Consider the following 24,295-nt stretch of genomic DNA (forward strand, 5'->3'; position numbering starts at 1 on the left):
TGGTCACGCCTCGCTCACCGTCCGGACACGGGACGGCAACGTTGACCTGCTCGCATGGTCAGCGATCCACATCACGGGACCGGTGGGCCGCTCTCAGTAGCGCACCCCGGTGGCGACGTGCGACTCTGTGCACTCGCCAGACCGCACTCGCCGGGGTGTGCGGTCGAACCGTGCCGCAGGAATGGCCGGGTACTGGAAGTCAGCGCCCGGCCGCTCGGCGTGCCCGGAGGAAGATTCCGTCCGCCGGTCACCCACCCGGCGGCACGGTGCACCTGAACGGCCCTCGTCGCACGTCCCACTCGGGCTGCGCGCTGTATCCTGAGATCTTTCTTCGGACCGCAGCGAGCTGCCCGGTCCGGGTCGTCCGATGCGGGTGACTCCAGGTGCACCGAGACGACAGGAGGAGCAGTTGGCCGCGATCAGTGACCAGACGCGTCGCCCCTCGCCCGGTGGGCTGTACGCCGCCGATCACGAGCACGACGCCTGCGGTGTGGCCATGTTGGCCGACGTCACCGGCAAGCGCAGCCATGCCATCGTGCAGAAGGCCATCGAGGCCCTGCTGCGACTGGAGCACCGCGGTGCGCGTGGCGCCGAGTACAACACCGGTGACGGTGCCGGGATCCTGATCCAGGTCCCGGACGCGTTCTACCGCGAGGTCACCGACTTCGACCTGCCCGCGGAGGGCGCCTACGCCACCGGCATCGCGATGCTGCCGCGTGACGAGGCCGAGGCCGCCGCGGCGATCGAGCGGATCGGCGAACTCGCCGCCGAGGAGGACCTCACCGTCCTGGGGTGGCGCGAGCTGCCCACCGACCCCGACGCCGCGGACCTGGGCTCGATCGCCCGGGACGCGATGCCCGGGTTCCGCCAGCTGTTCGTCGGCGGCGTGGAGCTGGCCGGGGACTCCCCCGGGACCGCCCCGGCCGGCATCGACCTGGAGCGTCGGGCGTTCTGCTTCCGCAAGCGGGTGGAGCACGACACCGAGACCTACTTCCCGTCGCTCTCGCCGCGCACCGTCATCTACAAGGGCATGCTCGCCGAGCCCCAGGTCGCGGCGTTCTACCCGGACCTGAACGACGAGCGCGTCACCTCGGCGCTCGCGATCGTGCACTCGCGCTTCTCCACGAACACGTTCCCGGCGTGGCCGCTGGCGCACCCGTTCCGCTACGTGGCGCACAACGGTGAGATCAACACGCTGCGCGGCAACCGGAACTGGATGGCGGCCCGCGAGTCGCTGCTGGAGTCCGCGAACCTGCCCGGCGACCTGTCGCGGCTGACCCCGATCGTCACCCCGGACGCGTCGGACTCGGCCACCTTCGACGAGGTCCTGGAGCTGCTGCACCTGTCCGGGCGCAGCCTGCCGCACGCGGTGCTGATGATGATCCCGGAGGCCTGGGAGCACAACACCGAGATGGACCCCGCCCGGCGGGCGTTCTACGAGTACCACTCCACGCTGATGGAGCCGTGGGACGGACCGGCCCTGGTGGCGTTCACCGACGGCACCCGGATCGGCGCGGTGCTGGACCGCAACGGTCTGCGCCCGGCCCGCTACTGGGTCACCGAGGACGGCCTGGTCGTGCTCGCCTCCGAGGTCGGCGTGCTGGACGTCGCGCCCGACAAGGTCGTCCGCAAGGGCCGCCTCGAGCCGGGCCGCATGTTCCTCATCGACACCGAGCGCGGCAAGATCGTCGACGACGACGAGGTCAAGGGCGCGCTGGCCGCCGAGCAGCCGTACGCCGACTGGCTGCACGCCGGACTGATCCGGCTCGACGACCTGCCCGCGCGTACCCGCGAGACCCCGACCCACGAGACGCTCAACCTGCGTCAGCAGGCCCTCGGCTACACCGAGGAGGAGCTCAACGTCCTGCTCCGCCCGATGGCGGTCACCGGGGCCGAGCCGATCGGCTCGATGGGCAACGACGCGCCGATCGCCGCGATCGCGGAGCGCCCGCGCCAGCTCTACGACTACTTCATCCAGTTGTTCGCCCAGGTCACCAACCCGCCGCTGGACGCGATCCGCGAGGAGCTCGTCACCTCGCTGTTCAGCCAGCTCGGGCCGGAGCAGAACCTGCTCGACGCGACGCCGGCGCACTGCCGGACGATCGTCGTGCCGTTCCCGGTGCTGACCAACGACGACCTGGCGAAGATCGTCCACATCAACGACGACGGGGAGTTCCCCGGCTTCGCCTCGCACGTCGTCCGCGGCACGTTCACCGCCCGCGACGGCGGCAAGGGCATGCTCTCGCGGCTGGCCGAGATCAAGCAGGAGGTGTCCCGCGCGATCGAGAACGGGGCCCGCCTGATCGTGCTGTCCCAGCGCGGGGTGGACGCCGAGCACGCGCCGATCCCGTCGCTGCTGCTCACCGGCACCGTGCATCACCACCTCGTCCGGGAGCGCTCGCGCACCCGCGTCGGGCTGGTCGTGGAGTCCGCGGACGCCCGCGAGGTGCACCACATCGCGCTGCTGCTCGGCTACGGCGCCTCCGCGGTGAACCCGTACCTGGCGATGGCCACGGTGGAGGACCTCGCCGAGCGCGGTGACGTCCCGGGCGTCGACGGCCGGACCGCGGCGAAGAACCTGGTCAAGGCGCTCGGCAAGGGCGTCCGCAAGACCATGTCGAAGATGGGTGTCTCGACGGTCGCGTCCTACACCGGCGCGCAGATCTTCGAGGCCGTCGGGCTGGGCTCCGAGGTCATCGACGCGGCCTTTCGGGGCACCGCGTCGCGGATCGGCGGCGTCGGCTTCGACGTCCTCGCCGAGGAGGTCCTGGCCCACCACCGCCGCGCCTACCCCGCCGACGACGTCCGTGCCTCGCACCGGGCGCTGCCGGTCGGCGGCGAGTACCAGTGGCGCCGCGAGGGCGAGCTGCACCTGTTCAACCCGCAGACCGTCTTCAAGCTGCAGCACTCCACGCGGGCCGGGAAGTACGAGGTCTTCAAGGAGTACACGAAGGCCGTCGACGAGCAGGCGAAGCGGCTGATGACGCTGCGCGGCCTGTTCCTGTTCAAGGACGGCCTGCGCGAGCCGGTCTCGATCGACGAGGTCGAGTCCGTCGAGTCGATCATGACCCGGTTCGCGACCGGCGCGATCTCCTACGGCTCCATCTCCCAGGAGATGCACGAGACCCTGGCGATCGCGATGAACCGCATCGGTGGCCGCTCGAACACCGGTGAGGGCGGCGAGGACCCGGACCGCTTCACCCCGGACCCGAACGGGGACTCGCGCCGCAGCGCGGTCAAGCAGGCGGCGTCCGGCCGGTTCGGCGTCACCAGCGAGTACCTGGTCAACGCCGACGACATCCAGATCAAGATCGCCCAGGGTGCCAAGCCGGGCGAGGGTGGTCAGCTGCCCGGCGGCAAGGTCTACCCGTGGATCGCGACCACCCGGTACTCGACGCCGGGGGTCGGCCTCATCTCGCCGCCGCCGCACCACGACATCTATTCGATCGAGGACATCAAGCAGCTCATCCACGACCTGAAGAACGCCAACCCGCGGGCCCGCATCCACGTGAAGCTGGTGTCCCAGGTCGGCGTCGGGACCGTGGCGGCCGGTGTGTCCAAGGCGCACTCCGATGTCGTGCTCATCTCGGGCCACGACGGCGGCACCGGCGCCTCGCCGCTGTCCTCGATCAAGCACGCGGGTGGTCCCTGGGAGCTCGGCCTGGCCGAGACCCAGCAGACGCTGATGGCCAACGGGCTGCGCGACCGGATCACGGTCCAGGCCGACGGCCAGCTCAAGACCGGTCGTGACGTCGTCATCGCGGCGCTGCTCGGCGCCGAGGAGTACGGCTTCGCCACCGCCCCGCTGGTGGTCTCGGGCTGCATCATGATGCGCGTCTGCCACCTGGACACCTGTCCGGTGGGCGTCGCGACGCAGAACCCGGAGCTCCGCAAGAAGTTCAACGGCAAGGCCGAGTACGTCGTGAACTTCATGAGGTTCGTGGCGCAGGAGGTCCGCGAGATCCTCGCCGAGCTGGGCTTCCGCTCGCTCGACGAGGCGATCGGCCGGGCCGACGTGCTCGATGTCGACTCCGCCGCCCAGCACTGGAAGTCCAAGCACCTGGACCTCTCGCCGATCTTCCGGATCGCCGACGTGCCGGACGACGCGCCGCGCAAGCGGACCCGCGAGCAGGACCACGGCCTGGACAAGGCGCTGGACAACACCATGATCCAGCTGGCCGAGGGCGCGCTGCGCAACGGCGACCGGGTCCGCCTGGACCTGCCGGTGCGCAACGTCAACCGCACGGTCGGGACCATGCTCGGGTCCGAGCTGACCCGGGCGCACGGTGGCAAGGGCCTGCCCGACGACACGATCGACATCACGTTCACCGGCGCGGCCGGGCAGAGCTTCGGTGCGTTCGTGCCCAAGGGCATCACGCTGCGGCTGGTCGGCGACACCAACGACTACTTCGGCAAGGGCCTGTCCGGTGGCCGGCTGACCCTGCGGCCGGACCCGTCGTCGCCGTTCGCCGCCGAGGAGAACGTCATCGCCGGCAACGTGATCGGCTACGGCGCGACCTCGGGCGAGATGTTCATCCGCGGTGTCGTCGGCGAGCGGTTCTGCGTCCGGAACTCGGGCGCGGTGGCCGTCGTCGAGGGCGTCGGTGACCACGGTTGCGAGTACATGACCGGTGGCCGGGTCGTCGTCCTCGGGCGGACCGGGCGCAACTTCGCGGCCGGCATGTCCGGTGGCGTCGCCTACCTGCTCGACATCGACAAGAACCGGGTCAACCCGGAGATGGTCGACCTCGACCCGCTGTCGGACGAGGACCGCTCGATCGTGCACGACCTCGTCGAGCGGCACCACGCCGAGACCGGCTCCGCGGTGGCGCACGCGCTGCTCACCGACTGGGACAACGCGGTCGAGCGGTTCGGCAAGGTCATGCCCAAGGACTACAAGCGCGTGCTGCTCGCGACGGAGAACGCCGAGCGCGAGGGCCGCGATGTCAACCAGGCGATCATGGAGGCTGCTCATGGGTGACCCCAAGGGCTTCATGACCACTCCTCGGCAGACGCCCACCCGGCGGCCGGTGGACCTGCGGCTGATGGACTGGCGCGAGGTCTACGAGGACTTCCCGACCACGACCCTGGAGTCCCAGGCCGGGCGCTGCATGAACTGCGGCATCCCGTTCTGCCACCAGGGCTGTCCGCTCGGGAACCTCATCCCCGAGTGGAACGACCTGGTCTACCGCCACGACTGGCGGGAGGCGATCGAGCGGCTGCACGCCACGAACAACTTCCCGGAGTTCACCGGGACGCTGTGCCCCGCCCCGTGCGAGGCGGCGTGCGTGCTGGCCATCAACGACGACGCGGTCACGATCAAGCAGGTCGAGATCGAGATCATCGACAAGGCCTGGGACGAGGGCTGGGTCGGCCCGCAGGTGCCCGAGGTGAAGACCGGCAAGAAGGTCGCCGTCGTCGGGTCGGGTCCGGCCGGGCTGGCCGCCGCCCAGCAGCTGACCCGGGTCGGGCACGACGTCGTCGTGTTCGAGCGGGCCGACCGCATCGGTGGGCTGCTGCGCTACGGCATCCCCGAGTTCAAGATGGAGAAGGCGCGCCTGGACCGGCGCCTGGAGCAGATGGTCGCCGAGGGCACCCACTTCCGGGCCTCGGTCGACGTCGGCACCGACATCACCGTCGAGCAGCTGCGGGCCGACTTCGACGCGGTCGTCCTCGCCGGTGGCGCGACGGCGTGGCGCGACCTGCCCGCCGACGGCCGCGACGCCGAGGGCGTCTACCAGGCGATGGAGTTCCTGCCGTGGGCCAACCACGTGCAGCAGGGCGACATGGACGCGCCGCCCATCTCCGCCGAGGGCAAGGACGTCGTGATCATCGGCGGCGGTGACACCGGCGCCGACTGCCTGGGCACCTCGCACCGTCAGGGCGCGAGGTCGGTGACCCAGCTGGAGATCATGCCGACCCCGCCGGAGCACCGCACCGAGGGCATGCCCTGGCCGACATACCCGATGGTCTACCGCGTCTCCTCGGCCCACGAGGAGGGCGGCGAACGCCTGTTCTCGGTCAACACGACCGAGTTCGTGAAGGACGCCGACGGCAAGCTCGCCGGCATCCGGATCGTCGAGGTCACGCGCGGCGAGAAGGGCTTCGAGCCGGTCGAGGGCACCGAGAAGGAGCTCCCGGCCCAGCTGGTGCTCCTCGCGATGGGCTTCGTCGGCCCGGAGAAGGGCGCCCTGCTGAACGACCTCGAGGTCGACCTCGATGAGCGCGGCAACGTCGCCCGCGACGACCGCTACATGTCCTCGGTCGACGGTGTGTTCGTCGCCGGTGACATCGGCCGCGGCCAGTCGCTGATCGTGTGGGCCATCGCCGAAGGCCGCTCCGCGGCCGCCGGTGTGGACGAGTGGCTCACCGGCCGCTCGGTGCTGCCCCGCCCGATCGACCCGGGCGACCGCCAGATCGCCTGACGTCGTACACACGCACGAGGGGCCCGGCCGCACAGGCCGGGCCCCTCTCGTGTGTCGGGGTCAGTCCACGCGTTCCAGCTCGTACGCGTCGTCGCCGATCCAGATCCGCACGCCCTCGGCGTCGTCGGAGATGTAGCCGTCCTCCTCCTCGCCGAGCTCGCGGATCGCGCCGAGGGCGAGGCGGTCGAACTCCACGACGCCGTCACCCACGTCGACCGGCCGGTACTCCCGGGCCAGCATGGCGGTGCGGCACTGCGTCGCCAGCCACGTCGCGTTCTCCGTACCGACCTCGACCCGCCACCGCTCACCGCGCATGCGACGAGTATGGCCCGGATCTCTCCGTCCGTCGCCGGTCTCCTACCGGCGATCGTGACGGAATGCTCCCCATCGGATGCACACCGCGATCCGCTCCCGCCCGTCGCGGGGGCGGCGCCGCTCACGGTGGCGGGCGAGACACGGGCCACTGCACCCACAACCCGACGGCGGGTCGGGCGTTGAACCCCGTGACCGGCATCTGCAGAACCGGGAGCCCCTGTCGATGCCGGGCACCATCGGGTCATCGGGTACCGCGGCCACGCGCCGCGGGCCCGATGCCCGGTGGTGTATTCCGCCCCGGTCGCCGCGCGAGGCGATGAGTTCTGCGGGGCCCGCCGGTCGTAGGCGGTGAGTGTCCCGGAACCGCCGGGGCCGTGCCCGCGGAGGCCACCATGACCGCCCCCTCCCCCACCCGGCATATGCCGGTCGCCGCACACCGTGCACTGTGGGTGCTGCAGATCCTGCTCGGCCTGTTCTTCGTCCTGGCCTCGGCGCTGCCGAAGTTCTGGGGCGACCCGTTCGCCGTCGCGATCTTCGACGGGATCGGCCTCGGACAGTGGCTGCGCTATGTCGTCGGGTTCCTCGAGCTTGCCGGCGGGATCGGCCTGTGCACCCGGCGCCTCGCCGCCCCGGCCGCCACCGGGCTCGTCCTGCTGATGATCGGTGCGGCGCTCACCCAGGCATTCGTGCTGCACGGCGGGGCCCTGGTCGTCACGCCGCTGGTGCTGGGCGCCCTGGCCGCCGTGATCGCGGTCGCGCGACGGAACGAGACGCTCGCCACGCCTCGCTGACCTGCGTTTACGCAGAGCGATCATCGGGCATCTCCAGGGAGAGAAGACCGATCCGGATACCCCGGTTCGCCCGAGTCAGTCCCGCAAGGGGGAGGAACCCGCCATGGCCGACCGCCACGTCAAGCCGGTCGACGACGGCTGGACCGTCGAGAAGGAAGACGCCCAGCGCCCGAGTGCCCGTACGAGCACCCAGGCCGAGGCCATCACCCGGGCGGTGGAGATCATCGCCAACGACGGCGGCGGCAACCTCGTCGTGTACGGCACCGACGGGTCGGTGCGCGAACGCCGCTCCATCGACTCCGACGCCGACGGCGGCACCGCCACGAAGGCCGTCGCGAGCGCCACCGCCACCGGGGCCGGCGACACCGCGTCGAAGGCCGCCGAGACCACCGGCAAGGCCGCCGACAAGATCGGTGCCGACACCAGGACCACCGCCAAGAAGGTCGCCGGCGAGACCGGTGACAGCGCGGCGAAGGCCGGCGAGACCGTCAAGAAGGGCGCCGACAAGGTCGCCGCCGAGGCCCGCAAGGTGAACGACCAGGGCAAGGACCCGAAGAAGGCCGGCAAGGCCGCCGCCGAGGCCGCGAAGGCCACCGGCGAGCAGCTGGCCGGGAACGCCCAGCGCACCGGCAAGCAGGTCGCCGGCGAGGTGTCGGCGTCCGCGGAGCGGTCCGCCGCCACCGTCAAGGCCGTCGCCGAGCAGGGTGCCGATTCCGCGGTGCGCACCGCGGACCGGGCCGCGCGCGTGAGCGCCCGCGTCGAGGACGACCTCGACGACACCGGGGCCCGCCTGGCCCGCCGGCTCTACGAGAACGGCGAGCGTGCCGCCTCGCAGCTGGACGACTTCGCCCTGCGCGTCTACAAGCCGCTGAACCCGATCCGGTTCACCAGCCGCGTCGCCGCCGGGGCGGTCGCCACCGCGTTCGGGGTGACCGGCGCGGTCACCTCGCGCGCGGGCAAGCTGTTCCAGCGCGGGACCCGCAAGGCCGCAGGCCGCTGAGTCCCCGTCGTACCGCGACCGCGCCCCCGCCGACCCCGTCGGCGGGGGCGCGGTCGTTCTGCGGTCAGGACGTCGGACGCAGCACGTAGTCGCCGGTGTCGTCGCTCCACTCCATCGCGATGAGGTCCCGGGCGCGGGCCGCCTTCGCGAAGGACAGGAAGCTGCCGAAGCCGTAGCGCTTCTCGGAGAAGTCCGGCACCCGCTTGCGGAGCTGGTTCTTCAGCCCGGACAGCTGCGGCGGGTCCCCGGCCGCGGCGATCCCGCGCACCACGTCGACCAGCAGCGCGAACGCGTCGTGGTCGGCGTCCGGGTCGTCGGGCAGCGCCACCTCGGGGTCGCCCTGCGCCGCACCGGTGGTCAGCGTGACCGCACCGCGGTCCTGCAGGTGGCGCAGCAGCTCGCCGAAACCGCGGAAGCCGTGGTCGGCCTCGTCGAACGTGGGGTCCTTGCGCAGGATCGCGCGCTTGAGCCGCGACGCCAGGACCGGACCGTCGGCCTGGCGGGTCAGTCCGACGAGTGTGCTGACGACGAGGCCCGCGACGTCGCGCTCCTCGGCCCCGGTGGTGGCGGTGTCGTCGCGCCCGTCGGAGAACGTGACGTCGAACGGGTCCGGCGGAACGACCGGCTCCGGCTCCGGGATCGCGATCGGGGCGGGGGTCGCGACCGGTCCCGCGGCCGGGGCCGGGGCGGGGCGCGGGCTCCCCCGGCGACGACGCGGCGGTGCGGGCGCCTGGGTCGGCTCGACACCGGGGAGCCGGTCGTAGAACAGGAACTCGTCGCAGGAGGGTGGCAGCAGCGCCGAGGTCGAGGACTGCACCCCGATCCCGATCACGCGTTTGTCCAGCTCGCGCAGCTTGTGCATGAGCGGTGTGAAGTCGGAGTCGCCGGTGCCGATGGCGAAGGTGGTGATGAACTCCCGCTCGTAGGCGAGCTCGATCGCGTCGACGGCGAGCTTGATGTCGGCCGCGTTCTTGCGGGAGCCGCCGATCCGCTGCGGGATCTCGATGAGCTCCACCTGGGCGCGGGCCATCAGGCGGCGGTCCTCGTCGAAGGAGGACCAGTCGGCGTAGGCGCGGCGGACCACGACCCGCCCGCGTTCGGCGAGCGCGTCGGCCACCGGGCCGAAGTCGAAGGGGACGACCCCGAGCCCGTCGCGGGCGCCGATCGCGAGATTCTCGTAGTCGAGCAGCAGTGCGATGCGTTCGTCCTCGTGGGCCACCGCGGAAGCCTAATGCGCCGGCCCGGGCGCCCGCCCGCAGGGCACGGTGCACCGATGCGCGCGGAGGACGTCGAGAACGCGGTGACGATGATCGTCGGAGCCCTGGGGACGGTGCCCGACGACGGCTGGTCCGCCCCGGCCGGACCGCTCGACTGGTCGTGCCGCGACACCGTGGTGCACGTCGCGGACGACCTGTTCGGCTACGCCGCCCAGGTGGCGCTCGCCCCGCCCGACGACTATCCGCCGTTCGAGATCGTGGTGCCCGGCGGCATCGGCACCGCCGGTCTGCTGCAGGTCGTCGCGACCGGCGGGGCGATGCTCGCCGCCGCCGTCCGGACCGCACCCGCGGGGGTGCGCGGCTGGCACCCCTACGGCGACGCCGACGCCGCCGGGTTCGCCGCGATGGGCGTCACCGAGGTCCTGGTGCACACCCACGACATCACCCGGGCCACCGACCCGGCGTGGACGCTGCCGGCGGCGCCGTGCCGGGGCGTGCTCGCCCGGCTGTGGCCGGACGTCGACGCGGGCGACGACCCGGCCGGGGTGCTGCTGCACCACACCGGCCGGGCGTCGTGGCGCGGTGTGCCCGCGCCGGTCCGGTGGCGCTGGCACGGCGCGCCGCGCTGAGGGCGGGGCCGGGGCGTCGGTGGGCGCGGGCGGTCGGCCGCGGTCCGTCTCCCCCTGCGACCCGCTCAGCGGCTGTTCGGCGACCTGACCGGTCCACGCGGCACGCGGCCCGGACCGCCACGACGTGGCGCACCGCGACCACGACGGCGACCACGGCCACGCCAGGACCGGCGTCACCCCTCCGGACAGTGAACTCAGCAGATCCTCACCGGGTTCTCACCCGGGTCTCACGGCGGCAGGCGATGATCTCGCGGGCACGACACGAGGAGAACGGTCCATGGACGCCGGCACCACCGGGATCGACGCGGTCCCGATCACCACGTGGCAGTTCGTGACGGGATTCGTCCTCGCCGGTGTGGCGGTCCTCGTGCTCGTCGTCCTGGGGGTGCGGCGGGCCGGGCGGTCCCGGCACCGGTCGCTGCGGATCCTCGCCCGGCTGGGTGCGACGGGTGTCGTCGCGGTGGTGCTGGCGGCGAACGTCCTGGTGGGGGTGAACGCCGGGCTGGACTACCTGCGGACCGTCGGCGACGTGGCCGGGACCGGGCCGGTGGAGGGGATCGGGGTCGCCCAGCTGCTGCTGAGCCGGAAGGTCCCGGCCACCGGTCAGGTCGTGCAGATCCCGATCCCGGGCACGGCGTCGCACTTCGCGGCCCGGCCCGCGGTCGTGTGGGTGCCGCCCGCCTGGTACGAGCGGCCCCGGCCGCAGCTGCCGGTGATCGTGCTGCTGCACGGGACCCCCGGCCGTCCGGTGGACTGGGTGGACTCCGGGGGCGCCGCCGACGTCGCGAACGCCTGGGCCGCCCAGCACCACGGGGTGGCACCGATCCTGGTGATGCCCGACGTCAACGGGACCTACACCGCGGACTCCGAGTGCGTCGACACCCCGACCGCGAAGGTCGAGACCTACCTGACCCGCGACGTGCCCCGGGTGGTGAGCAGGCTGCTGGGGACGCGGCCGCCGGGGCCGTCGTGGGCGGTGGCGGGGTTGTCCGAGGGCGGCAGCTGCGCGGCGATGCTGGCGCTGCGCCACCCCACGGTGTTCGCCACGTTCGGTGACTACGCCGGACTGCTCGGCCCGCGGGTCGGGGACTCCAACGGCGGGGTCCCGGACACCGTCGCCGGGCTGTTCGGCGGGTCGCAGACCGCGTTCGCCGCACACGACCCGGCGACGCTGCTGGCCGCGAACCGGGTCCCCGGGATCGCCGGCTGGTTCGAGGCGGGTGACGCCGACACCGACCCGGCCGCCGCCGCGCGCACACTCTCGGCGGTGGCGACCCGGGCCGGTGTCGAGAACCGGCTGGTGATCGTGCCCGGGGGCGGGCACGACTTCGACCTGTTCTCCCAGGCGCTGTCGGACTCCTACCCCTGGCTCGTGGGACGGGTGTCGGACCCCGCGCCCTGACCCGGGGTCAGGGGGCGCCGAAGCCGGCCGCCCCGAGGACCTGACGGCCCTCGTCGCCGTTCACGAACTGCACCCACTTCTGCGCCAGCTCGGCGTTCCTCGTGTTCGTCAGGACGACGATCGGGTACTGGTTGACCGCCTCCGACGCCTGCGGGATGTCGACGCCCTGCGCCTGCCCCTTCGACGCGGTGACGTCGGTCCGGTAGACGAGCCCGGCGTCGGCGTTGCCGGTGGTGACCTTCTGCAGCACCGACTTGACGTCCTGCTCCTCGGAGACGGGCGTGATGTCCACGCCGGCGGCCTTCTCCACCTTCTCCGTCGCCGAGCCGCACGGCACCTGCGGGGCGCAGACCACGGTCCGCAGGCCGGGCCTGCCCAGGTCCTGCAGCGACGCGATCTGCTTCGGGTTCTGCGGCGCGACCGCGATCTGCAGGGTGTTGGTGGCGAAGACCTCGGGCTGCCCCTGGGCGTTGCCCGCGTCGGTCACCTTGGTCATGTTGTTCTGGTCGGCCGAGGCGAACACGTCGGCCGGGGCGCCCTGGTTGATCTGCTGGGCCAGGGCCGAGGACCCGGCGAAGTTGAACACCACGTCCGTGCCCGGGTTGGCGGCCTCGAACTTCTTCTCCAGGTCACCGAACGTGCCGGTCAGCGACGCCGCGGCGAACACCGTCAGCGTGCCGCCCTGCGCCTCGCCGCTCGGCTGCGCGGCGGTCCCGGCTCCCCCGCCGCAGCCCGCCAGCGCGAACAGCGCCGTCACCGCCAGCGCGGCGCCGGCCACTCGTCCTCGGATCCTCACGAACACCCTCCCGGGATCGACTCCCCGCGCCGTTCTTCGATCACGAACTGCGGCTCGGCGGGCATCCTATGCACGCAATCACCGCTTACGCACCCTCGATCGACACGCAGGACCGGATCTCCGGTGTGCGGCTCGACTGTGGACTCTCAGTGATCGCTCAGCGTCCTCTGGGCTTGCTCTGCGCAACGACCGGAAGGGTCACCCGCGGCGGCGGATCGTGCCGCCACGACGCAGGAGGACGACGGCGCATGGTGTTGGAGACGCTGGTCCCGCCGGGGGCCCCGACCCCGGGGACGACGGCGGTGGGGGCGACCCGCGGGCGGGACGGGTCCACACCGGGTCCGGCGGTGCGGCGATGAGCGCGGTCGACACCACCGTCGGGATCGCACCGGGACCGGAGCCGTCGCGGCGTCGCCGCCGCAGGCGTCGGGCGGGTGCCGTGCTGGGGGTGCTCGTGGTGCTGCTCGGCGGCGCGGGCGCCGGGGTGGGCGCGGTGACGCCGGCCGCGCCCCCCGGTACCGGGCCGGTCGGGGCGACTGCCGAGTGGGCCCGCGACCACGGGCTGAACTGGCTGGTCACCGGCCTGGAGAAGCTCCAGTACGCCGTGGATGCGCCGTCCGAGGGCGGTACCCCGGCCGGCGGGATCCCGCGGGCGCCGGGTGCGCAGTCCGACCCGGCGACGACGCCGCCGCTCGCCCCGGTCGCGGCGGGAGCCCCGCTGCCAGGGGAGGGCGTGTGGCAGACCGTCGTCGCCGACCACGGGCGGCCCGCGGTGCAGGTGACGACGCTGCGGGTCGACGACACCCACACCTCCTACCTCGCCGGGGTGCTGCGGATGGACCCCGCGCTGGTGCGGGGCACCCTGCACCCGGGCGTCGGCGAGCCCGCCGGGCGCTGGCACGCGTCGACGTCGCTGGCCGGGAGGGCGGGTGACGGCGTGGCGGTGGCGTTCAACGGCGGGTTCAAGCTGTCCGACCCCAGTCACAACGGCTACTACGCCGAGGGCCGCACGGTCGCGCCGCTGCTGCCCGGCAAGGCCAGCCTGGTCCTGCACACCGACGGCCGGGCCGACGTCGGGGCCTGGGGCACCGAGGTCGGGATGGGGCCGGACGTCGCGAGCGTGCGGCAGAACCTGCTCCCGCTCGTCGACGACGGCGCGGTGAACCCGACGTGCGCCACCGGCGGCACCGCGGAGTGGGGCAGCACGGTCGGGCAGAACGCGTTCGTCCACCGGTCCGGGTTCGGCGTGACCGCCGACGGCACCGAGGTGTACGTCGCCGGACCGGCGCTGTCGGTGTGCACGCTGGGCAGGCTGCTCGCCGACGCCGGCGTGGTCCGCGGCATGGAGCTGGACATCAACCCGGCCTGGGTGAGCGGGACCTACTTCCACGACCGGCCCGGGCACACCCCGCAGGGGTTCGCGCTGTTCCCGGCCGAGCAGGTGCCGCCCACCCACTACCTCGCGCCGACGATGCGGGACTGGTTCGCCTGGTACCTGCGGTCGTGACCGGGCGGCGGGTCCGGCCCGGGGCGGGTCAGTCCTCGGGCGGGGCCTCGCCCAGCTCGTCGGCCTCCGCACCGGCGGCGGCGATCTCCTCCTTGACCACCCCGTAGGCGACCCCGGGCCCGTAGCCCTTGCGCGCGAGCATGCCGACCAGCTTGCGGGCGCTGGACTGCCGCTCCTCGCGGCTCCCGACGGGCAGGCTCCGCAGCCGCCGTACGACGAGCTCGCGGGCCCGGTCGCGTTCGGAGTCGTCGTCGATGCCGGTGAGCGCCTCGTCGGCGATCTCGCGGTCGACGCCCTTGCGGTGCAGCTCCATCGCGATCGCCCGCTTGCCGAGGCCGCGGTGGCGGTGGCGGGACCGGACCCACTGCTCGGCGAAGGCCTGGTCGTCGACGAGTCCGACCTCGTCGAACCGGTCGAGGACGCGGTGCGCGACCTCGTCGGGGATCTCCTTGCGACGCAGCGCGTCGCCGAGCTCCTTGACCGTGCGGGCGCGGTCGGTGAGCAGGCGCAGGCAGATGTCGCGGGCGCGGGTCTCCTGCTCCTGCGGTGTCTCGACGCGGGGGGTGGCGTCCTCGCCCCGACGTCTCCCCCGGCCACGGCCCTCTCCGCGGCGCCGGCCACGGGGGGTGGTGCTCTCCTCGACCGGGTCCGGCCCGGTGACCTCGGGCGCGGCGGCCCGGTCGGTCGCGCCTGCCGCGGCGGCCGGACGCCGACGCGCGGTCGCGCCGTCGCGACGGGGTCCGCTGCGGCGAACGCCCCGTCCGGACAGCTCCTCGAAGGAGACCACACGGGGTGAGCCGGGCTCCGCACCGCCGACGCCGCCGTCGGCGCTCTCCCCGGAAGCCGGGTCGAGCCCGGGGCCGTCGAGGGTCAGCCTGCGGACCGGGGCGGGGGCCGCCGTCCCGTCCGTCGCGCCGTCCGTCGCCGGTCCCGTGGACCAGGCAGCCGGCGGGCCGGTCGCCGTCGTGGGGGCCTCGTCGGCGCCGCTCAGCGCGGCGAACGAGACCTGGTGGGGGCTCGTGTCCCAGCCGGGGACCGCCGGGGGCTCGGCGACGGACTCGTCCGGCTCGCCGCCGGTCGGGTCGGCGGTCCGGATCGCGGGCGACTCCTGCTCGTCGGTGACCGACGGGGTCACCCCGAACAGGTCGTCGAGCGGGACGGTGCGGGGCCTGGTCGGCTCCGCACCGTCCCGTCCGGACGTGCCTCCGGACCCGTCGCGCTCGCCGGTCACGCTCAGAAGTCGACCGGGGCCGGGAGGGGCTCGACCGGGCTGGTCTCCTCGGCGTCGACGACGGCGCCGATCCCCAGCTTCTCCTTGATGCGCTTCTCGACCTCGGCGGCGACGTCCGGGTTCTCCTTGAGGAACTTGCGGGCGTTCTCCTTGCCCTGCCCCATCTGGTCGCCCTCGTAGGTGTACCAGGCACCGGACTTGCGGATGATCCCCTGCTCGACGCCCACGTCGATCAGCGAACCCTCCTTGGAGATGCCGACGCCGTAGAGCACGTCGAACTCCGCCTGCTTGAACGGCGGGGCCACCTTGTTCTTCACGACCTTGACCCGGGTCCGGCTGCCGACCATGTCGGTGCCGTCCTTCAGGGTCTCGATGCGGCGGATGTCCATGCGGACCGACGCGTAGAACTTCAGCGCCTTACCACCGGTCGTGGTCTCCGGGGACCCGAACATCACGCCGATCTTCTCGCGCAGCTGGTTGATGAAGATCGCGGTGGTGCCGGAGTTGCTGAGCGCACCGGTGATCTTCCGCAGCGCCTGGCTCATCAGCCGGGCCTGCAGACCGACGTGGCTGTCGCCCATCTCGCCCTCGATCTCGGCGCGCGGCACGAGCGCGGCCACCGAGTCGATGACGATGATGTCGAGCGCGCCGGAGCGGATCAGCATGTCCGCGATCTCCAGCGCCTGCTCACCGGTGTCCGGCTGGGAGACCAGCAGGTCGTCGGTGTCGACACCCAGCGCCTTGGCGTACTCCGGGTCGAGCGCGTGCTCGGCGTCGATGAACGCCGCGACGCCTCCGGCCGCCTGCGCGCTCGCGACGGCGTGCAGCGCGACGGTCGTCTTACCGCTGGACTCCGGGCCGTAGATCTCGACGACGCGGCCGCGCGGGATGCCCCCGACGCCGAGCGCGACGTCGAGCGCGATGGAGCCCGTGGAGATGGCACTGATCGGGACGCGGGCCTGGTCGCCCAGGCGCATCACCGATCCCTTGCCGTGGTTCTTCTCGATCTGGGCGAGGGCGAGTTCGAGCGCCTTGCCGCGGTCCGGAGCGGACATCTCTTGACTCCTCGCTGGTGGTCGACGATCGGGTCCTGCTGGTGTCTTTCGGGGAGGCACACCACAACGGTATGGGGTACCCCTGACAGTTACGGGCCCGGATCGGCGCCTGTGGACAACTCGCCCGCCACCGCGCCGCAGGACCGGTACCGCGAGCCCTGGCGGAACCGTAGACGAACACGCGTTCGATCCGACACCGCGACACGCCGACCGGACACCCACGGGAGCCGAGCGGTCACCACGACCGCCCGGGGCGCCGCTACCGCCGTGCGGGTGGGACCTCGTAGGCCGCGCAGACCGCGCGCCAGACCCGGCGCAGGTCGAGACCCGCCTCGATCGCCTGCTCGACGGTCCGGCCGCCGAGGTCGGCGAAGACGTGGTCGCGGGACAGCGACGCCGCCCGCACCGGCCCGAACTCGCCCTCCATCAGTTCCCGGAAGTGGCTCAGTCGCACGCCCGCGAGGGTAGACGGGTCACCCGCTCCGTGCGGTGTCCGCCCGATGACGGCCCGGAGCCGGTAGCCTGGGTGATATGTCCGAACTGCTCACGACCGTCCCGGTCGACGTCGCCGACGAGGTCCTCGCGACGACCGGCATCGGGTCACCCCTGGCGTGGCAGGTCGTGTCGCTGCTCGCGCTGCTGTCCGCGCTGGTCGTGCTGGTGCGCTGGTGGCTCCACCAGCGCCGTCGCTGAGGGTCCCGCTCAGCCTGCCGCCGGGCGTCCCGTGCGGGCCGGGCGCACGACCACCAGCAGGAACGGCACCGTCGCCACGACCACCAGCGCGCCGAGCAGCGCGTAGGACGACACCGTCACGAGCACCCCGGCCACGATCCCGGCGGCGGCGCCGGCCAGGTTCATCGCCACGTCCACCGAGCCCTGCACCCGCGGCCGGTCGGCCACCGCCAGCGACGACGTGAGCTGCGCCGACCCGCCCACCACCGCTGCCGACCAGCCCAGACCGAGCAGCACCAGGCCCACCGACAGCAGGCCGGTCGCGGTCGGCGCGGCGAGGGCGCAGACCACCCCCGCCAGCGGCAGCAGCACCCCGGCACCGGCCAGCACCCGGGCCGGTCCCAGCCGGTCGGCGAGCCACCCGAACAGCGGGCTGAGCGCGTACATCCCCGCGATGTGCAGGCTGATCACCAGCCCGACGACCGACAGCGCCGCGCCGCCGTGGTCCATGTGCACCGGGGTCATCGACATCAGCCCGACCATCACCGCGTGCCCGAGCACGATGCCGACCGCGCCGAGCAGCGCGGGGCGCGAGGCCCGCAGCACCGCCCACGGCCGCACCGCCGCGGCCCCGGGCGCGGTGGCCGGCGTCCCCGCGTGCTCCCGGGCCCGCAGCAGCGGGTCGGGCCGCAGACCCAGCCACCCGGTCAGGGCCGCCAGGGCGAAGGCGACCGCGCAGAGCAGGTACGGACCGGCGACACCGGGCAGCCCGGCCGACACGGCCACGGCGGCCGGCGGACCGAGCAGGTTCGGCCCGGCGACCGCACCGACCGTCGTCGCCCACACCACCAGCGCGAGCGCACGGCCGGCCCGCGCCGGCGCGGCCAGGTCGGTGGCGGCGTAGCGCGCGGCGAGCCCGACCGCCGTCCCCGAGCCGACCAGCAGCAACGACACCAGCAGCAGCGCCACCGAGCCGGTCGTGGCCGCGACGACCGCACCGACCGCGCCGAGCAGCCCCACCAGGTGGCCCCCGACCAGCGCGGGACGCCGTCCCCGGGCCTGGGCCACGCGTGCGACGACGGCGGCCGCACCCGCCGCGCCCAGCACGCTCGCCGTCGACGCGACGCCACCGACCGCGGGCGAGCCGGACAACCGGGACGCGACCAGCGAGCTCGCGGCGATCGAGGTCGCCACGGCCGTCCCGCCGAGCACCTGCCCGATCGCGAGCACCGCCAGCAGGCGGGGCTGGGCGGGGTCCTGCGGCGGGGAGGTGGCGTCGGGTGCGGCGGTCACGGACGGATGCTGCCGTGCCACGGCCGCCGCGCGCCAGGGCGTTACGCTCCGGCCCGGCCACACGAGCGGAGGACGGTGGACATGGCGGGCACGACCCCGAACACACGCAGGTCGGCGGGCACGGACGACGCGGAGCTGCAGAACGCCTACCGCATGGTCTCCGACGTGCTGGCCGGAGCGGTGCGCGAGACCCTCGCCGCGCCGGGGCCCGACCCGGCCCGGTTCGCCGTGCGCAGGCTGACCGCGGTCGACCGGGACATGCCGCCGGACGCCACCCCGCCCGGCTGGTCGCTGGCCTTCCTGGTGCTGGCCGACTGGTACGACGCCGCCCGCACCGCGCTCGCCGACCACGACGACCGCTCCGAGCGGGCACTGGGCTGGATCGGGAGCAACCTGGGCCCGCGCTACGCGGCCCGGGCCCGCTACACGGTCGCCCCGCTCGTCGACCCGGCCGACGCCCGCGAGACCTCGCACTACGTCGACGCGCTGGGCGTGGACTTCCTGGCGTCGATGGTCTGGACGGTCGCGGCGGTCGTCGCCGAGTTCCCGGCCGAGGACACCGCGGAGGTCTGGCCCCGCACGAGGGCCGACGCCGCCCGCTGACGTCGCAGGTCACGCCCGGTCCGACGGGCGCTCGACGGGTGACTGTCGGACCCCACCCGCATGATGGTCGGCGTGACCGCACTCGAGGGCTTCTCCCCCGCCACCCGCCAGTGGTTCGAGGGGGCCTTCGCGGCGCCCACGGCGGCCCAGGAGGGCGCCTGGTCCGCGGCGCAGGCCGGGCGCAACGCGCTCGTCGTCGCGCCGACCGGGTCGGGCAAGACCCTCGCCGCGTTCCTCTGGGCGCTGGACCGGCTCGCCGCCACCCCGCCGCCCGCCGAGCCGAAGCACCGCTGCCGGGTCCTCTACGTCTCACCGCTCAAGGCCCTCGCCGTCGACGTGCAGCGCAACCTGCGCTCGCCGCTGACGGGCATCCGCCAGGCCGCACAGCGGCTCGACGAGCCGGTCCCCGACATCACCGTCGGGATGCGCACCGGCGACACCCCGGCCGACGAGCGACGCCAGTTCCAGCGCACCCCGCCGGACGTGCTGGTGACCACCCCGGAGTCGCTGTTCCTGCTGCTCACCTCGGCCGCGCGGGAGTCGCTGCGCGGGGTGACGACGGTGATCCTCGACGAGGTGCACGCCGTCGCCGGGACGAAGCGGGGGGCGCACCTGGCGGTGTCGCTGGAACGCCTCGAGGAGATCACCGAGGCCACCCCGCAGCGGATCGGGCTCTCGGCGACCGTGCGCCCGGTGGACGAGGTCTCGACGTTCCTGTCCGGCACCCGCCCGGTCGAGGTCGTGCAGCCCGCGATCCCCAAGACGATCCGGGTCGAGGTGCAGGTCCCGGTGCCCGACCTGGCCGCGCTCGACGAGCGGCCCGCCCCGGGCAGCACCGACGAGGAGGTCGTCGGGTCCGCCGCGGGCACGGCGCGCAAGCCCTCGATCTGGCCCGCGGTGGAGGAGCGGCTGCTCGGCCTGGTGCGCGAGCACCGTTCGACCATCGTGTTCTCCAACTCCCGCCGGCTCGCCGAGCGGCTCACCTCCCGGCTGAACGAACTCGCCGCCGAGCAGGAGGCCGCGGCCCTGGAGGAGGCCGCCGACCTCGACGCCGACGCCCCGGGTGCGTTCCCGGCCGAGGCGGTCGGGCAGTCCGGGGTGGGCGGCGGGGCCGCGCCGACGGTCGCCAAGGCCCACCACGGCTCGATGTCGCGCGACCAGCGGACCCTGGTCGAGGAGGAGCTGAAGTCCGGCGTGCTGCCGTGCGTCGTCGCGACCTCCAGCCTGGAGCTGGGCATCGACATGGGGGCGGTCGACCTGGTCGTGCAGGTCGAGGCGCCGCCGTCGGTCGCGTCCGGGCTGCAGCGGGTCGGGCGCGCCGGGCACCAGGTGGGCGCGGTGTCCGAGGGCGTCGTGTTCCCGAAGTACCGCGGGGACCTCGTGTCCTGCGCCGTCGTCGCCGAACGGATGACGACCGGGTCGATCGAGTCCACGCGCTACCCGCGCAACCCGCTCGACGTGCTGGCCCAGCAGATCGTCGCGATGGTCGCGATGGAGTCGTGGCAGCTGTCCGACCTCGCCGCGACGATCCGCCGGGCGGCCCCGTTCGCGGCGCTGCCGGACTCCGCGCTGCACTCGGTGCTGGACATGCTGGCCGGGCGCTACCCGTCCGAGGAGTTCGGCGAGCTGCGCGCCCGCATCACCTGGGACCGGGTCACCGACGAGCTGCGCGGCCGCCCGGGCGCGCAGCGCCTGGCCGTCACCTCCGGCGGCACCATCCCCGACCGCGGCCTGTTCACCGTGATGACCCCGGGCGGCGCGGACGGCGCCGGGTCGCGGGTCGGCGAGCTCGACGAGGAGATGGTCTACGAGTCCCGCGTCGGGGACACGTTCCTGCTGGGGACCTCGTCGTGGCGGGTCGAGGACATCACCCACGACCGCGTGATCGTCACCCCGGCGCCGGGGGTGCCCGCCCGGATGCCGTTCTGGAAGGGCGAGTCGATCGGGCGGCCGCTGGAGCTGGGCCGGGCCGTCGGCGCGTTCGTGCGCGAGATGTCCGGGCTGGCCGACGCCGACGCCCGCGAGCGCGCCGGCGCGGCCGGGCTCGACGAGTGGGCCTGCGACAACCTGCTGTCCTACCTGCGCGAGCAGCGCGAGGCGACCCGGCACGTGCCGAGCGACCGCACGATCCTCGTCGAGCGGTTCCGCGACGAGCTGGGCGACTGGCGCCTCGTCGTGCACTCGCCGTTCGGGGCGCAGGTGAACGGGCCGTGGGCACTGGCGATCGCCGCCCGGATGCGGGAGCGCCGCGGGGTCGAGGTCAGCGCGTCGGGCGCCGACGACGGGATCGTGCTGCGCCTACCGGACGCCGTCGACGACAACGGCACCGAGGTCGTCCCGAGCGCGGAGGACGTGTTGCTGGAGCCGGGCGAGATCGAGCAGATCGTCGTCGCGGAGCTGGGGAACTCGGCGCTGTACGCGTCGCGGTTCCGGGAGTGCGCCGCGCGGGCGCTGCTGCTGCCCCGGCGCGACCCGCGCCGCCGCAGCCCGCTGTGGCAGCAGCGGCAGAAGTCGGCGCAGCTGCTGAGCGTCGCGGGCAAGTTCGAGCAGTTCCCGATCACCCTGGAGGCGATGCGGGAGTGCGTGCAGGACGTCTACGACCTCCCCGGCCTGCGCGAGCTGATGGGCGACGTCGCCGCGCGGAAGGTGAAGGTCGCCGAGGTCGAGTCGTCGCAGCCGTCGCCGTTCGCGCGCAGCCTGCTGTTCGGCTACGTCGGGATGTTCCTCTACGAGGCCGACGCGCCGCTGGCCGAGCGCCGCGCGGCCGCGCTGTCGCTGGACTCGACGCTGCTGGCGGAACTGCTCGGCTCCGAGGCGATCCGGGAGCTGCTCGATCCGGAGATGCTGGCCGAGATCGAGGGCCAGCTGCAGCGCACCGACCCGGACCGGCACGCCCGCGACATGGAGGGCGCCGCGGACCTGCTCCGCTTCGTCGGCGACCTGTCCGAGGCCGACGGGCGGGCCCGCGGTGTCGACCCGGCGTGGCTGGCGCAGCTGGAGCGCGACCGCCGGGCGCTGCGGGTGCGGATCGCCGGCGAGGAACGCTTCATCGCGATCGAGGACGCCGGCCGGATCCGGGACGCGCTGGGCACGGCGCTGCCGGTCGGGGTGCCGGAGGCGTTCACCGAGCCGGTGCCCGACCCGCTCGGGGATCTCGTGCTGCGCTGGGCGCGCACGCACGGGCCGTTCACCGCCGCCGAGCTCGCCGGCCGCTTCGGGCTGGGCGTGGCCGTGGTCGCCGGGGTGCTGGAGCGGCTCACCGGCACCGGTCGGCTGATGAAGGGCGAGCTGCGCCCGCAGGCGTCGGTGCCCGCCGGTTCCGGCGGCGAGCTGGAGTACTGCGACGCCGAGGTGCTGCGACGGCTGCGGCGCGCGTCGCTGGCGAAGCTGCGGCACGAGGTCGAGCCCGTCGAACAGCGGGCGCTGGGCCGGTTCCTGCCGCAGTGGCAGGGCGTCCAGGTGCGGTCGGGCTCCGAGCGTCGAGGCCGGGTGCGCCGCGCACCGGGTGCCGAGGACGTGCTCGGTGTGGTCGAGCAGCTCGCGGGGGCGCCGCTGCCGGCGAGCGCGGTCGAGTCGCTGGTGCTGCCGGCCCGGCTGCCGGGCTACACCCCCGCGCTGCTCGACGAGCTGACCGCCGCCGGTGAGGTGACCTGGGTCGGGTGCGGCGCACTGTCCGGGCAGGACGGCTGGCTGGCACTGGCCCCGGCCGACGTGGCGGACCTGCTGCTGCCCGCCCCCGACCTGGACACCGCGGGCACTCCGCTGCACACCGCGGTGCTGGCCGCGCTCGGGCTGACCGACCCGGCCGCGCTGACCGACCCGGAGGCCGCACCGGACTCCGGGGGCGGCGCGCTGTTCTTCCGCGAGCTCGCGACCCGGGCCGGGGTGCTGCTGACCGAGCAGGACGAACCGGCCCCCTCCGACGACGACGTCGTCGCCGCGGTCTGGGACCTGGTCTGGGCGGGCGCGCTCACCAACGACACGCTCGGCCCGCTGCGGGCCCGGCTGTCCGGGGGCGGCGGGCGGCGTGGCGCGTCCGGGCGGCAGGGCGGGGCGCACCGTACGGCACGCCGGCCGGCCCGCGGGCGCTACGCGCAGCTGCGTGCGGGGCGGCCGTCGATGCCCAGCCGGACCGGGCCGCCGTCGGTCGGCGGGCGCTGGTCGGTGGCCGTGCCGCGCGAGCCCGACCCGACCCGCCGTGCGCACGCCACCGCGGAGGCGTTCCTGGAACGCCACGGCGTGCTGACCCGGGGCGCGTTGGGCACCGAGCGGGTCACCGGCGGGTTCGCCGCGGTCTACAAGGTGCTCCGGGCGATGGAGGAGTCCGGCCGGTGCCGGCGCGGCTACATCGTCGAGGGGCTCGGCGCGGCGCAGTTCGCGGTACCGGGCGCGATCGACCGGGTCCGTGCCCTCGCCGGGACCGACGGCGGCCCGTCCCCCGCCCCGCCGACCGGTCCGCGCCGCCTCGGTGCCGGGCCGGGCGCGGTCGTCGCCGACCCGACCGACCGCGCCGGTTCCGCCGACCCGGCCGGGGACGGCGAGCCACTGCCCGACGACCTCTCCGGCGAGGCGGCCGGGTCCCCGGGCTCCGACGACCTCCCCGGCGACGTTGCGGGGCTCCCGCGGGGCGACGATCCGTACGCGGGGGTGCCCGACGACCTGCGCGGCGGCCTGGGCGGGCTCGGCGGCGCCGGCCGCCACGGCGAGTTCGACGGCGCCGGTCGCCGCCCGCAGGCGCCGCGGGAGGCGTGGCGCGAGCTGTCCCGGGTGGTGCTCGCCGCCACCGACCCCGCCCAGCCCTACGGCGCGGCCCTGCCCTGGCCGGACACGACCGGCGAGACCCGGCACCGCCCCGGTCGCAAGGCCGGCGCCCTGGTCACCCTCGTCGACGGGGCGCCCGCGCTGTACGTCGAACGGGGCGGGAAGTCGCTGCTGTCGTTCACCGAGGACCGCGACGAGCTGCGCGCCGGCGCCGAGTCGCTCGCCGGGGCGGTGCACGAGGGCTGGCTCGGGTCGCTCGCCGTGGAGCGCGCCGACGGGCAGGACTCGCTGGTCTCGGCGCTGTCCGAGGTGCTCACCGAGGCCGGGTTCCGGGTGACGCCGAAGGGGCTGCGGCTGCGGGCCTGACCGGGCGCCTCCCCGACGGACGCCCGCAGCCGGACCGTGGGGGTGCCGCCGGGACGGGCGCGCGGGCGGCCGGAGTCGGTCAGCCGGGCAGGTCGGCCGCCGGGCCGCCGGACGGGGCCGGGCCGCCGGACTGTCGGACGGGGTCTGGTCGCCGGGCTGCCGGACGGGCTCGGGCCGCCGGACGGGGCCGGGCCGGGCCGCCGGGCCGTCGGACGGGACGACCGGCCGGCCG

At 74.2% G+C, this 24,295-nt stretch carries 17 protein-coding genes; 10 read left to right on the forward strand and 7 right to left on the reverse strand.

The window, feature by feature from the left end:
• The first annotated feature begins 496 nt into the window (after nt 1–496).
• Nucleotides 497–4,981 carry a glutamate synthase large subunit gene (gltB, locus tag KPF22_RS21700; protein WP_374107525.1) on the forward strand — a complete coding sequence of 1,495 codons (4,485 nt, stop codon included), beginning with the start codon at nt 497–499 and terminating at the stop codon, nt 4,979–4,981.
• Entirely contained in the window at nt 4,974–6,425 is a 1,452-nt protein-coding gene (locus KPF22_RS21705) for a glutamate synthase subunit beta (RefSeq protein ID WP_208819429.1), read from the forward strand. The genes gltB and KPF22_RS21705 overlap by 8 nt, the downstream gene beginning before the upstream one ends.
• Nucleotides 6,426–6,485: 60 nt before the next feature.
• On the opposite strand, the gene KPF22_RS21710 is transcribed toward KPF22_RS21705, so the two are convergent.
• Nucleotides 6,486–6,740 carry a hypothetical protein gene (locus KPF22_RS21710; RefSeq protein WP_208819431.1) on the reverse strand — a complete coding sequence of 85 codons (255 nt, stop codon included), beginning with the start codon at nt 6,738–6,740 and terminating at the stop codon, nt 6,486–6,488.
• Between the two features lie 392 nt (nt 6,741–7,132).
• Here KPF22_RS21710 and KPF22_RS21715 point away from each other — a divergent pair, with 392 nt between their 5' ends.
• The gene (locus KPF22_RS21715; protein WP_224403145.1) at nt 7,133–7,531 is read left to right on the forward strand and encodes a DoxX family protein; all 399 of its coding nucleotides are present in this window, start codon (nt 7,133–7,135) and stop codon (nt 7,529–7,531) included.
• Nucleotides 7,532–7,634: 103 nt separating this feature from the next.
• Entirely contained in the window at nt 7,635–8,531 is an 897-nt protein-coding gene (locus tag KPF22_RS21720; RefSeq protein ID WP_208819436.1) for a DUF2188 domain-containing protein, read from the forward strand.
• Nucleotides 8,532–8,595: 64 nt separating this feature from the next.
• Here the strand turns inward: KPF22_RS21720 and KPF22_RS21725 are convergent, their stop codons facing one another.
• Nucleotides 8,596–9,750, reverse strand: coding sequence for a PIN domain-containing protein (locus KPF22_RS21725; RefSeq protein WP_208819438.1), 1,155 nt, complete (start codon nt 9,748–9,750; stop codon nt 8,596–8,598).
• 54 nt (nt 9,751–9,804) lie between these two features.
• Here KPF22_RS21725 and KPF22_RS21730 point away from each other — a divergent pair, with 54 nt between their 5' ends.
• Both KPF22_RS21730 and KPF22_RS21735 read left to right on the forward strand, forming a co-directional pair.
• Nucleotides 9,805–10,377 carry a maleylpyruvate isomerase N-terminal domain-containing protein gene (locus tag KPF22_RS21730; protein WP_208819439.1) on the forward strand — a complete coding sequence of 191 codons (573 nt, stop codon included), beginning with the start codon at nt 9,805–9,807 and terminating at the stop codon, nt 10,375–10,377.
• Nucleotides 10,378–10,654: 277 nt separating this feature from the next.
• Nucleotides 10,655–11,779, forward strand: a complete 1,125-nt coding sequence (locus KPF22_RS21735; protein ID WP_208819440.1) for an alpha/beta hydrolase family protein — start codon at nt 10,655–10,657, stop codon at nt 11,777–11,779.
• Between the two features lie 7 nt (nt 11,780–11,786).
• Here KPF22_RS21735 and modA read toward each other — a convergent pair whose 3' ends face one another.
• Complete coding sequence (gene modA / locus KPF22_RS21740; protein ID WP_224403146.1) at nt 11,787–12,575, reverse strand: molybdate ABC transporter substrate-binding protein; 789 nt, start codon at nt 12,573–12,575, stop codon at nt 11,787–11,789.
• 355 nt (nt 12,576–12,930) lie between these two features.
• Here modA and KPF22_RS21745 point away from each other — a divergent pair, with 355 nt between their 5' ends.
• Complete coding sequence (locus KPF22_RS21745) at nt 12,931–14,082, forward strand: hypothetical protein (RefSeq protein WP_224403147.1); 1,152 nt, start codon at nt 12,931–12,933, stop codon at nt 14,080–14,082.
• A 28-nt stretch (nt 14,083–14,110) separates the two neighbouring features.
• Here KPF22_RS21745 and KPF22_RS33260 read toward each other — a convergent pair whose 3' ends face one another.
• The 3 genes from KPF22_RS33260 to KPF22_RS21760 form a co-directional block, all read right to left on the reverse strand.
• Nucleotides 14,111–15,313 (reverse strand): RecX family transcriptional regulator, encoded by a 1,203-nt coding sequence (locus KPF22_RS33260; protein ID WP_308010449.1) that lies wholly within the window; start codon nt 15,311–15,313, stop codon nt 14,111–14,113.
• A 2-nt stretch (nt 15,314–15,315) separates the two neighbouring features.
• Nucleotides 15,316–16,368, reverse strand: coding sequence for a recombinase RecA (gene recA, locus KPF22_RS21755; RefSeq protein ID WP_062401229.1), 1,053 nt, complete (start codon nt 16,366–16,368; stop codon nt 15,316–15,318).
• Between the two features lie 259 nt (nt 16,369–16,627).
• Nucleotides 16,628–16,822 carry a DUF3046 domain-containing protein gene (locus KPF22_RS21760; protein WP_062401227.1) on the reverse strand — a complete coding sequence of 65 codons (195 nt, stop codon included), beginning with the start codon at nt 16,820–16,822 and terminating at the stop codon, nt 16,628–16,630.
• A gap of 77 nt (nt 16,823–16,899) precedes the next feature.
• Here KPF22_RS21760 and KPF22_RS21765 point away from each other — a divergent pair, with 77 nt between their 5' ends.
• Nucleotides 16,900–17,061 (forward strand): hypothetical protein, encoded by a 162-nt coding sequence (locus tag KPF22_RS21765; RefSeq protein WP_208819443.1) that lies wholly within the window; start codon nt 16,900–16,902, stop codon nt 17,059–17,061.
• A gap of 9 nt (nt 17,062–17,070) precedes the next feature.
• On the opposite strand, the gene KPF22_RS21770 is transcribed toward KPF22_RS21765, so the two are convergent.
• A complete protein-coding gene (locus KPF22_RS21770) occupies nt 17,071–18,333 on the reverse strand; it encodes an MFS transporter (protein ID WP_224403148.1) in 1,263 nt (420 codons plus the stop codon).
• A gap of 81 nt (nt 18,334–18,414) precedes the next feature.
• Between KPF22_RS21770 and KPF22_RS21775 the strand changes: the two genes are divergently transcribed.
• Together KPF22_RS21775 and KPF22_RS21780 are read left to right on the forward strand one after the other, a co-directional pair.
• Nucleotides 18,415–18,936: a hypothetical protein gene (locus KPF22_RS21775; protein WP_073578093.1), complete on the forward strand. Its 522-nt coding sequence runs from the start codon at nt 18,415–18,417 to the stop codon at nt 18,934–18,936.
• A 60-nt stretch (nt 18,937–18,996) separates the two neighbouring features.
• Complete coding sequence (locus tag KPF22_RS21780) at nt 18,997–24,063, forward strand: ATP-dependent helicase (RefSeq protein WP_224403149.1); 5,067 nt, start codon at nt 18,997–18,999, stop codon at nt 24,061–24,063.
• Nucleotides 24,064–24,295: the final 232 nt, after the last annotated feature.

Origin of the sequence: Pseudonocardia sp. ICBG1034 (genome assembly GCF_020131375.1) — a bacterium.
Classification (GTDB): Bacteria; Actinomycetota; Actinomycetes; order Mycobacteriales; family Pseudonocardiaceae; genus Pseudonocardia; species Pseudonocardia alni.